Below are 10,958 nucleotides of genomic sequence, written 5' to 3'. Positions count from 1 at the left end.
GCATTCTAAATTTAGGTTAATAAAAAAATTAATTGATAAGATTGTATTTTAGGGCCATCTTCACTAATCCAATTGAATTTTTTACTTTGAGTTTCTTGATAAGATTCTTCCTGTGGGTCTCTACGGTATTTTTGCTGATGCCGAGTTGATCGCTGATCTCTTGTCCGCTGTATTCTTGTCCGATAAGTTTTAAGATCTCTAATTCTCTATCCGTGATGCTTTCCAAGCCTTCGGCAATACTTGCATACTTTCTGTCTTCATTGATCGGCGTTCCCGAGAAAGAACCCAGTATTCGCTGTCGAATGCTTTCGCTGAAGTATTGCTTTCCAGCATAAACATTCTCTATGGCATCCGAAATTTCTTCACCCGCGCAATTTTTCGCTAGAAAACCATCGGCTCCCAATTTGATCACTTCACGAATCAATTTTACATCCTCATAACTAGACAGTATAATGACACGGCATGGAAACCCTTCCTTCCTGAAAGTTCTCAATACCTCGATCCCATCGGTCTCTGGCATATTGATATCCATGATAAGAATATCGGCTTCGTTCTCCTTGATCCTATCTAGCAGGCCCACCCCATCGAGCGAAAAACCAACGACCTGAAACCTTGGGTCTAACTTTAAAACTGCGAGAAGACCATCTATTAAAACTTGATGGTCATCTGCCAAATGAATCTTTATTACCGAATCAGCCATATTGGGAAAAATTGCCTCGTAACAAACATATGTATCACATCTGTTTTATGCAATAGCTATTTGAGGTGAATTTTTTCTTCACCAAAAATGGTTACACTTGTATTAAATATACTACAAATAATCTATACGGCAAATAGGTCTTTGTCTTAGGATATCCGCTCCGTCGGTGATGACTGGTCGCTATCAAGTACCCATAGGAAATAAAAAAGACCGTTTGGGATCTTCCAAACGGTCTTTCTATAGTAAGTATAGCCTTAATTACTTCACTTCTTCAAAATCTACATCTTGCACATCATCACCTTCCTTCGTGTCATCAGCAGTAGATTCAGTTTCCTGGCCTCCCTGTTGCTGAGCTTCGGCCTGCGCCTTATACATTTCCTCAGACGCCACTTTCCATGCTTCATTGATCTTGTCTAACGCCGGTTGTATGGTATCCAAATCTTTGGTTTCGAACGCTTTCTTCAATTCTTCCAAGGCATCTTCTATTGGCTTTTTCTTATCGTCTGAAAGTTTATCACCAAATTCTTTGAGCTGCTTTTCAGTTTGGAAGATCATTGCATCTGCTTCATTTACCTTATCGGCCTTCTCTTTCGCTTTCTTATCAGCATCAGCGTTGGCTTCGGCTTCGCGCTTCATCTTTTCGATCTCTTCCTCTGTCAATCCTGAAGAGGCTTCAATTCTGATGTTTTGCTCTTTATTTGTGCCTTTATCTTTTGCCGATACATTGATGATACCATTCGCGTCGATATCGAACGTTACTTCGATCTGAGGAACTCCTCGTGGCGCAGGTGGAATTCCATCTAAGTGGAAACGGCCTATCGTCTTATTATCTGTAGCCATTGGGCGTTCTCCCTGTAGTACATGAATTTCAACTGATGGTTGATTATCAGCTGCCGTAGAGAATACTTGTGACTTTTTAGTTGGGATCGTCGTGTTTGACTCGATCAATTTGGTCATCACGCCTCCCATGGTCTCGATACCTAATGAAAGTGGTGTCACATCTAAAAGCAACACATCCTTTACATCTCCTGTGAGAACACCTCCTTGAATTGCAGCACCAATGGCCACAACTTCATCAGGATTCACTCCTTTGGAAGGTTTCTTGCCAAAGAACTTCTCTACAGCCTCCTGCACTGCTGGGATTCTTGTAGAACCACCTACCAAAATAATCTCATCGATATCACCTGTTGAAAGTCCCGCACCTTTTAATGCCGTTCTACATGGCTCTATGGTACGTTGCACCAAGTCATCGATCAACTGCTCGAATTTTGCTCTTGATAGCGTGCGCACCAAGTGCTTTGGTCCAGAAGCAGTTGCTGTGATATATGGTAAGTTGATTTCGGTTTGCGCAGAGGAAGACAATTCAATTTTTGCCTTTTCGGCAGCCTCCTTTAAGCGTTGAAGGGCCATGGCGTCATCTCTAAGGTCCATAGACTCTTCTGACTTGAATTCTTCTGCCAACCAATTGATGATCTTTTCGTCAACGTCGTCACCTCCCAAATGCGTATCACCATCAGTAGAGAGCACTTCAAATACACCGTCGCCCAATTCTAATATGGAAACGTCATGCGTTCCTCCACCAAAGTCAAAAACAACGATCTTCTGGTCTTGTCCCTTCTTGTCCAAACCATAGGCCAAAGCTGCTGCCGTAGGCTCATTGATGATCCTTCTCACCTTAAGGCCTGCGATCTCGCCTGCTTCTTTGGTGGCTTGTCTTTGGGCATCATTAAAATATGCTGGCACTGTGATCACCGCTTCGGAGATGTCTTGCCCTAGATAGTCTTCAGCAGTCTTCTTCATTTTCTGAAGCACCATTGCAGAAAGCTCTTGTGGCGTATATAAACGACCATCAACATCCACACGTGGTGTGTTGTTGTCTCCTTTTACCACTTTATAAGGTACACGCTTTGCCTCTTTTTCAGACTCGGAGTATTTATTACCCATAAAGCGTTTGATAGAATAAATGGTCTTGGTAGGGTTTGTTACGGCCTGACGCTTTGCAGGGTCGCCCACTTTGATCTCGCCACCCTCTACAAATGCGATGACCGATGGCGTAGTTCTTTTACCTTCGGCATTGGGAATCACCACTGGCTCATTCCCTTCCATCACAGAAACGCACGAGTTGGTGGTTCCTAAGTCAATTCCGATAATTTTGCTCATTACGTATGTATTTTTGTTGTGAAATTTCGTTTTAAACTCGAACAACAAAAAGCAATGATCGTGCCATTGAAAAATAGCTGACAGGTTGTCAGCGAAACAGTAGAAGTATTCTTTTCATGTCATGTGTGCAGTCGATACAAATTAGTCCTTACAACCTGCTCGCCGCCTCGTATCTACAAGATAGATGATCTTCCATGCACCATTATCTTTAAATAGCTGAAAGGAATTCACTCCACAATGACTGAATTGGTCATTCAAGTAGAACTCATAAGGTGTCCAAACATGCGCCATATAATCCTCTACTTCTATTTTGAAAAGCAATAGTTGTTCATTCCATCTTTGTCCTACAGGCCGACCGGCAATGGCATTGAGAAACTTCGAGGTATCGTCTTGGTTCAATACATCCTCCCCTTCTTTGGTCTTATAGATGGTCTGCATGATCATGTCCTTGTGCATTACCATCTTCATCTTTGTTGTATCGCCTTCGTGAAATCCTTCAAAAAAATCCAGAACCACCTGTTTTACGGCTTTCTTCTTCAATTTCATGTCATCCAACTCCGGATTTCTTTGTGCATTGGCCAAGAAAGGCAGGCTTATCGCAAACATAATAAGCAGATATCTCATCTTCTTGTTTTTATATTGGTGAAAATAGCATTTCAATTTCAAAACTAAATTTCAATTAAAGAAAACTTTAACAAAAACATCCTATTTTTGCTTACCAATAACAATAGTTAGATGTCTGTAGCAAAGAAACAATACAAGCGTATTACCACCAATACTTTAGTGGAGATGAAAAAAAATGGAGAGAAGGTCTCCATGCTCACGGCCTATGATTATACCATGGCAAAGATCGTTGACGGTGCTGGTGTCGATGTGATCCTTGTTGGTGATTCCGCCAGTAATGTGATGGCAGGTCATGAAACTACACTACCAATTACGCTAGACCAAATGATCTATCACGCTTCATCTGTGGTCAGAGCCATAGAGCGTGCTTTGGTCGTCGTAGATATTCCTTTCGGAAGTTACCAGTCCGACCCCAAGGAAGCCTTGCGCTCAGCCATAAGGATCATGAAGGAGAGTGGTGCCCATGCTGTAAAAGTAGAAGGAGGAAGAGAGATCAAGGAATCTATAAAGCGTATCCTAAATGCTGGAATCCCTGTAATGGGACATTTAGGACTTACTCCGCAGTCGATCTACAAATTTGGCACCTATACGGTTAGAGCCAAAGAAGAGCAAGAAGCGCAGCAACTCAAAGAAGATGCAAAAATGCTTGAGAGGGCGGGATGTTTTGGTATCGTTTTAGAAAAGATCCCTGCGAAATTGGCCAAGGAGGTCGCAGCTAGTGTTTCCATACCTATTATCGGTATCGGTGCTGGCAACGGAGTGGATGGACAAGTGCTAGTATTGCACGACCTTTTAGGGATGACCCACGAATTTAACCCACGTTTCTTGCGACGTTACATGAACCTTTTTGAGGACATGACCGAATCTATAGGACAGTACGTAAAGGATGTAAAGGCTGTGGAATTTCCTAATGAAAATGAGCAATATTGATCAGTTAGCCTGTGGGAAGAAAAGTTTTCTCCAATAAAGATAATCTTCAAGTACTTTACGAGGACAATCACCTCATTGTGGTGAACAAGCGCCCTGGCGACATTGTGCAAGGAGATAAAACAGGTGACATCCCTTTAAGTGATGTTGTTAAAGAATACTTGGCACAAAAGTATCATAAATCAGGTAACGTATTTCTTGGGGTGGTGCACCGACTGGACCGCCCTACAAGCGGTGTGGTGGTGTTCGCAAGGACATCGAAGGCGCTTCCTAGATTGAATAAACTCTTCGCAACAAAGGAGGCGAAAAAGACCTATTGGGCAGTAGTGAAGGAACAGCCTCCAAAGAAAACGGATATGCTTACCCATTGGCTAAGACGCAATCCAAAACAAAACAAATCCTACGCTAATGACAAGGAAGTTTCTAATAGCAAAAAAGCGATGCTCGAATATCATGTCATAAAGCACTTAAACAATTATCATTTGCTCGAAGTTGAACTTCACACAGGGCGGCATCATCAGATACGCGCCCAATTATCGGCGATAGGCTGCCCTATAAAAGGTGATTTGAAATATGGTTCTGATCGCAGTAATAGCGATGGTAGCATTCATCTACATGCAAGGGCCCTCAGTTTTGTGCATCCAGTGAAAAAAGACGAGATGCGATTTGTAGCCGAGCCACCCAAAGATGCCATTTGGGACGCCTGCACTTAGTATTTAATTATCTTTAAACAAATTTAATCCAATGAAAAAAGCGTTATTCGTTTGTTTGCTTGTCATATTCACCTCCTGTGGTAGCTACTTGTCGATGAATTCATTTTACAACCGTCATAAGAATGACCCAAATGTATCTGCTGTAAGAGTTCCTGTTTTTATGTTTAGCTTCCTCCAGGGGCTTTCGCCAGAGATGAATGGGCTCTTAAACAATGTCAATGACCTTCGTTATATGCAATTAAGGGATATCTCCCTCATCGAAAGCGAACGCATCAATGCAGAGATGAGTCAGATCATCACCGACCGATTCGTAGAGGTCTACCGAAAGAATGATGGGCTGGCAAGAACAGTGTATTCTGTAAGAGAAAAAGGAGATGTTATCAAAGAGGTGATCATCTATACCAACAACGGCTCCAGAAGCACCATAGTTTATCTCAATGGTAACTTTGCACCGCAGACCATTAGAATGATGGCAAAAAATGATGGATTCGAATCATTGTCATCCTCTTTGAGCCGTCAATACCAACCGAATGGTATGAGTACACCAGGAATTACCAATTAAAAATGTAGTAAATAAAAAAAGCCGAGCGTTTAGACGCTCGGCTTTTTAATTGTTATTTTATTTAAAAGGATTACTCGATGATCAACTTCTTAGTGACCTTTGATGCCTCATTAGAGACCTTTACGAAGTAAACACCTTTCTGCATTCCATTGGTCTTTAATTCTTCACCCTCATAAGATTCGATAGTACGAACCAGTTTTCCGTTGATATCATGGATGGTAACATCTACGTTCTCAATTCCTCTGATCTGGAATTTACCTTTAGCGGGGTTTGGATAGATCTCAAATGCCTCTGCGCTTATTCCTTCTACAGAAAGACTCCCAGGCGTTGAGCCTGTGCTATCGAAAAAATCACTGGTGATTTGTGTTGGAGCGTTCGGGCCAGTACAGTCAGCACTATCAAAAGGACCGCCGACGAAAGGACCACAAGCCGTAAACGTTTGATCGTCAAAACCTGCACTACCATCAAAGGAGAACATCGGATCTACAGGAGCACCAGCGTATTGAATTCTTATGTGAAACAATTGCGTAGGTGTCGAGGTTACGTTATTAGCAGCTATCGTTCCAGCGGCAAAAGTTTGCGTCCAGGAAACAGCTACTTTAGAAGTAGTATTGTCATTCACAGTAGGTGTTGTTCCGAAGAAATTTGCAGCAGCAGCATCCACGAACTGTCCTAAGATGTATCCACCCGCGTTAGGATAAGTGATCTGGATAGTACCAGCAGCATCGATATTTGAGCCAAAAGCAGCAGTACTGTAATCGAAATACAGAAGTCCTTCTCCCATCTTGAAATCAGAGACACCATTGTTATCGACCATGACATCTACTTCGTAGAAATCATTCATACCATCATTGGTATTTGTTGCATTGGCAAAAGAGAAATTGATCTCCTGTGCCGTCATCGATACCATTCCTCCTAGAACTAATGAAGCGACTGCTACGATATTTTTCAAACTGTTGTAATTTTTTTTCATTGTATTAGCATTAAATTATTGTAGGTTATTTTTAGAATTGTTCTCCTTTACCGTTATTTGGTCTTGCTGCCAAATTGATATCTGTTAATTGAATTTGTCCGTCCATGTTCATGTCAGCAGCATCATAGCCTGCAGTTCCCAGCAGGGCCCGCATTGCATTGATATCTGTATTCTGCACTTGTCCGTCACCATTGTAATCTCCAACGATAAGTGCAAATTTACCACCACTAACACTAGCTAAAGCATTGGTCCCTCCTGCCACTGAGGCTGTATTACTAGATAAGTCTATAAAGGTATTTGTGGTAGAAAGTGCAATAGTACTAGCTGTGCGTATTCCTAAATGATTTCTATGATTGACGACCGCGTAGTAGTTATCCGCTGGTTGTTCGAAGGTTATTGGGGAAACACCATCTACATCTACAATGTCTCCATCCTTCTGTATCAATGCCGATCGGGCATCAACCATAATTGAGGCATCATTGGCATCTCTTAGTTCTACCCAAACCCAATCTACAATATTATCGCTATTACCATTGTCATTAAAGACACCAGCATCTACCGTTAACATGTCTGTATACGGAGACGTCGTCGGAACAATAGTTCGAATCGCATCGGTCATCTCTGCCGCAACGGCACTATTCAACATGGCGCCCTGCAACAAAACCCTAGCGTTTAGGAGGATCATTATTGCATCGCCTTGTTGAAATCCTTGAGTTAATGTTATTGAACCATTAGAAATGGTCGATACGGCCAATTCTCCGACGGTGAAATCCATGGTGATACTGCCGTTAGAAATAGTCGAACCTGCAGAGGCGACCACTTGACGCTCTATCGATTGAGCCATAAGACTCCCTGCAGTCAATACAGCAGCTAGAAAAAAGGTAATTTTTCTCATAGATTTAAGTATTCTGGGTAAATGTACATTTTGATTATCTATTTTCAAAAAAATGTTTGTGAATATGCTCTTATTTGTTGCACAACACATGATTTTCGTTCATTAACCAAAATATACCCTATTTATGGTTAAGGGACAAAAAAGATCGACTTATGCTATAGTGAAGGGGTTAAATTGATGATTTCTACATTTCAATGATCGTAATGATCATCTTGAAGAAATCTCATGTCAAATGTATAAATATTTCTCAACATTCCAAATATATCATACGAACTTCACCCCAGCCTATTGAATTCCTCTTTTTATTGAACCGATTCCCTGAATTATTAACAATAACGTCATTAATACTTTCAAAGGTAAGGTTAAAAAGTACCGATCAGAAGGTATTATCACCTAAGCTAAAGGGCAGATTTCCCCATAAATTCATAGTAATAAATGATCATTTTTGTAGGGATTAGCTAGGAAAATGATACCAAAACATATATTTTAGATCAGTGCTAAACCAACCACAAAATGAGCGCTTTACAATTCACTAAATCTTTCTTGTCTAAAAGTATTGGATACGCCAGAATATTCTTTTTTTGGTTTTCGCTTGTCCTCAAAGAATTGGGACGCAATATCGTTTCAGTTCTTATGATAGGTCTCACTTACTTTTTATTGTGGCATTTTCCACAAACGCTGGATCTATTGCTTATCTTGAACCAAGTGGATTCGGTCTTCAATATAGAGGTCCCATTGTATTTCAGCCTACTCACGCTTCTGGCCTATCTCATTTGGTATTCTGCCAATTATCTAGATCGAAAAGTGTATGATAGGTTGACCGTGAAAAAGACCTTTACGGTGACACCAAATCAGATCAAAGGCAATATTCACAAGTCACAGAATGTATCTACTTCTACATCCACTGGCAAAGTAAGCAGCCATATAAAAAGACTTCATGTAAGAAAGACAATGCCAAAAGTTCTGGGATTTCTACTTATCACTATTTCAGCTCTTGCCATTCTAAATGCAGCGGAGCAATTTGGCATCGACAATGTCCTTAGCGACATTATGAAAGCCGAAACTGCCCTTTTATTGACCTTCATATTCATGCTTTTGATGCTTAATTATACGATTTACTCCAAATTCAGAAAGTTCTTATCGGCCTTGCCGAAGAAGAAATGGTTCTTTTATCTCGCCTCGTTCTCGCTCGTAGTCATCATAATTTTACTTGGGATGTTGAACAATCAAGACAAACAGAGTATTCTTAACCTTTTTATCGCGAACTGTATTCTTGCTTTCCTCTTTTTGGGATATGCATTTTTGAGTAACAAATTACTCAGCGAAAAGACACAGATCTTTATCCATCGCATCAGCTACGTATTGATTGCTGTGGTCGTCATGCTATTTTTTGTGTTTTCGGTTAATCCTGAGTTCTCTAGAAAGATCAATCCGCTTTCGGTGATCATGGTAAGCCTCATCATCTTTTATATGACGGCATTCGGACTTGGACTGTTGGGGAAGAAATATAGGATTCCGTTGTTGGCCATCGTTGTTGTATTCTGTTTTTTATATGGCAAGAGTACCGCCAATAGAAAGAATTTCAGGCATTATGAAATAGACTATGTAGAAGCCAAATCCTCGCAAAAGAGGACCACCCTGAACACACATATCGAAAATTGGATCAGCGAACGCAAAGCCATTATCGATAGTTCGGCGACAAAATATCCTATCATTTTTGTCTCTTCGGAAGGAGGCGGTTCGCGCGCCGGACTTTGGGCATTTTTGGTGCACAGCTATCTCAACGATGCAGCACCTTCATATTATAGCGACCACCTGTTTTCGCTTTCTGGAGCTTCTGGCGGCGGGGTAGGCAACTCCATGTTCTATAGCAAGGCAAATGAGGCTTTCCAGCAAAACAAGACATTCAACTTTAAGAGCGATAAGCCCAATGGTAGATTTAAATATAGGGCGAGCGAAGTCTACAAGAACAATTATTTGTCCTCCTCGCTTGCTGCATTGTTGGGAAGAGATCTTTTTCAGAGTACTTTTGGAATATTACCCGATTTCCCAGATAGAGGCAGTACCTTGGAGGGTGAATGGGAAGCTGGCCATTTGGCTGAAGTTGGAGCTGATGAGGATAGAAGCCTTTTATCTCGTAATGTACTCTCTTTCTACAAAAAGAACGAAGTTGGAATGTCGCCACCGCTATTAATGATCAATACTACCCATGCGCAAACCGGTCAGTATGCCGTTATCTCCCCAGTAGATTTTAGAAAAGATCAGGAATGTCGAGGTTTTCGAGACTTTCTGGACGATTTTCAACAGATAAATCCAAATAAAAGTATAAAGCTCTCCACTGCCATGTCATTGAACGCGCGTTTTCCTTTTGTGAGTCCCGCTGGTGAGGTTAAAGGTGTTGGGCAATTCGCCGATGCTGGCTATTATGATAATATAGGAGGAACGGTCTCGATCAATTTACAGATCATTTTCAGAAAAGTTTTGCAGAAGAAGTTTCCTGAACTCTTAAATAAAATCGAGATCATCAATCTCGTGATCAATAATGATGACGAAGAACAAATTGATCACAGCAAACCCATGACCCAGCTTCAGGCTCCATTAAGTACATTGATCAACATACGATCGGGGCATACCAAGGAAAAATTAGAGGATCTAGGAAAAACATGGCAGGTTACCCTAAAGAAAACCCCAATTTACACAGAACAGAACCTCATGGAGCAAATGATCACTACAAAAGCGGAAGAAAACGATTCTACACTAAAGGATGAGCCCATCACCCCGATATTGCCATTAGGTCGCTATCTTTCCAATATTGCCATAAGGTCTATCGAAGCACGATTGGAAACCGAAGAAGTGAAGAAAAAGCTAGACCTGCTCGCATCTAAGATGAACGAAATTGAATCATTTAAATAGAACTAAAACCAATAGCATGAAAACATTAAGAACAAGAATCTCATTGACCCTCTTGACACTCTCATTTGTGTTGAGCTCGTGCGGGGCATTTAAAACAGCTGTTTTTGACCAATACAGCTATCAACAGGCCATTTCGCTCAAAATAGAGTCTAAGGCGCTACTAAACAAGGCGGTAGAACCCTATACCGATCATGAACAAGAGGTGGAGGACCTAAAGAAAGAGGTCGAAAAGATGATCGAGTATGAAAAGAACAAAGAGAATAACAACTTCACATACAAGATGTGGGAAGTGCTTGCCGATGAAGATAAGAATCTATTGGCAGGACTGTTAAAGCGTTGGAAGGATCAAGGACAATTAAGTCAGGTATTTGTAGATCAAGCAAGTCCGCAAGTGATGGAAGCCTTCGATCTTTTGATCAAATATGAAGGACAAAAAGACAAGGAAGGCGAGAGCGGTATCCTTAATTTTTTAAACAATAACTAAAACAAGA

10 protein-coding genes are annotated in these 10,958 nt (G+C 41.1%); 5 read left to right on the top strand and 5 right to left on the bottom strand.

All coding sequences use genetic code 11. The features are described from left to right. Positions 1-28: 28 nt before the first annotated feature. From ACFQ1M_RS06990 to ACFQ1M_RS06980, 3 genes are all read right to left on the bottom strand, one after another. Positions 29-700: a response regulator gene (locus ACFQ1M_RS06990; RefSeq protein ID WP_386405932.1), complete on the bottom strand. Its 672-nt coding sequence runs from the start codon at positions 698-700 to the stop codon at positions 29-31. 258 nt (positions 701-958) lie between these two features. Next, the gene (dnaK, locus tag ACFQ1M_RS06985) at positions 959-2,860 is read right to left on the bottom strand and encodes a molecular chaperone DnaK (RefSeq protein ID WP_386405929.1); all 1,902 of its coding nucleotides are present in this window, start codon (positions 2,858-2,860) and stop codon (positions 959-961) included. A 141-nt stretch (positions 2,861-3,001) separates the two neighbouring features. Beyond that, complete coding sequence (locus tag ACFQ1M_RS06980) at positions 3,002-3,484, bottom strand: nuclear transport factor 2 family protein (protein ID WP_386405926.1); 483 nt, start codon at positions 3,482-3,484, stop codon at positions 3,002-3,004. Between the two features lie 111 nt (positions 3,485-3,595). Here ACFQ1M_RS06980 and panB point away from each other — a divergent pair, with 111 nt between their 5' ends. Genes panB through ACFQ1M_RS06965 form a run of 3 tightly spaced genes read left to right on the top strand, consistent with a single transcriptional unit; the run spans position 3,596 to position 5,686 of the window. Further along, entirely contained in the window at positions 3,596-4,414 is an 819-nt protein-coding gene (gene panB / locus ACFQ1M_RS06975; protein WP_386405923.1) for a 3-methyl-2-oxobutanoate hydroxymethyltransferase, read from the top strand. 11 nt (positions 4,415-4,425) lie between these two features. After that, positions 4,426-5,124, top strand: a complete 699-nt coding sequence (locus ACFQ1M_RS06970) for an RluA family pseudouridine synthase (protein WP_386405920.1) — start codon at positions 4,426-4,428, stop codon at positions 5,122-5,124. 31 nt (positions 5,125-5,155) lie between these two features. Continuing rightward, positions 5,156-5,686, top strand: coding sequence for a DUF4252 domain-containing protein (locus tag ACFQ1M_RS06965; protein ID WP_386405917.1), 531 nt, complete (start codon positions 5,156-5,158; stop codon positions 5,684-5,686). Positions 5,687-5,756: 70 nt separating this feature from the next. On the opposite strand, the gene ACFQ1M_RS06960 is transcribed toward ACFQ1M_RS06965, so the two are convergent. Beyond that, positions 5,757-6,659, bottom strand: coding sequence for a T9SS type A sorting domain-containing protein (locus ACFQ1M_RS06960; protein ID WP_386405914.1), 903 nt, complete (start codon positions 6,657-6,659; stop codon positions 5,757-5,759). A gap of 31 nt (positions 6,660-6,690) precedes the next feature. Beyond that, entirely contained in the window at positions 6,691-7,554 is an 864-nt protein-coding gene (locus tag ACFQ1M_RS06955) for a dockerin type I domain-containing protein (protein ID WP_386405911.1), read from the bottom strand. Between the two features lie 513 nt (positions 7,555-8,067). Between ACFQ1M_RS06955 and ACFQ1M_RS06950 the strand changes: the two genes are divergently transcribed. Both ACFQ1M_RS06950 and ACFQ1M_RS06945 read left to right on the top strand, forming a co-directional pair. Beyond that, entirely contained in the window at positions 8,068-10,467 is a 2,400-nt protein-coding gene (locus ACFQ1M_RS06950) for a hypothetical protein (protein ID WP_386405908.1), read from the top strand. 16 nt (positions 10,468-10,483) lie between these two features. Further along, entirely contained in the window at positions 10,484-10,951 is a 468-nt protein-coding gene (locus tag ACFQ1M_RS06945) for a hypothetical protein (protein ID WP_386405905.1), read from the top strand. Positions 10,952-10,958 lie beyond the last annotated feature (7 nt).

The organism is Sungkyunkwania multivorans (genome assembly GCF_042675645.1).
Lineage (GTDB): Bacteria > Bacteroidota > Bacteroidia > Flavobacteriales > Flavobacteriaceae > Sungkyunkwania > Sungkyunkwania multivorans.
Note: the sequence above shows the minus strand (reverse complement) of the source record. Positions and strands in the feature narration are given on the sequence as shown.

Coding starts and splice junctions, on each gene's coding strand:
- ACFQ1M_RS06990 (WP_386405932.1), bottom strand. CDS start 700: ATGGCTGATTCGGTAATAAAGATTCATTTGGCAGATGACCATCAAGTT.
- dnaK (WP_386405929.1), bottom strand. CDS start 2,860: ATGAGCAAAATTATCGGAATTGACTTAGGAACCACCAACTCGTGCGTT.
- ACFQ1M_RS06980 (WP_386405926.1), bottom strand. CDS start 3,484: ATGAGATATCTGCTTATTATGTTTGCGATAAGCCTGCCTTTCTTGGCC.
- panB (WP_386405923.1), top strand. CDS start 3,596: ATGTCTGTAGCAAAGAAACAATACAAGCGTATTACCACCAATACTTTA.
- ACFQ1M_RS06965 (WP_386405917.1), top strand. CDS start 5,156: ATGAAAAAAGCGTTATTCGTTTGTTTGCTTGTCATATTCACCTCCTGT.
- ACFQ1M_RS06960 (WP_386405914.1), bottom strand. CDS start 6,659: ATGAAAAAAAATTACAACAGTTTGAAAAATATCGTAGCAGTCGCTTCA.
- ACFQ1M_RS06955 (WP_386405911.1), bottom strand. CDS start 7,554: ATGAGAAAAATTACCTTTTTTCTAGCTGCTGTATTGACTGCAGGGAGT.
- ACFQ1M_RS06950 (WP_386405908.1), top strand. CDS start 8,068: ATGAGCGCTTTACAATTCACTAAATCTTTCTTGTCTAAAAGTATTGGA.
- ACFQ1M_RS06945 (WP_386405905.1), top strand. CDS start 10,484: ATGAAAACATTAAGAACAAGAATCTCATTGACCCTCTTGACACTCTCA.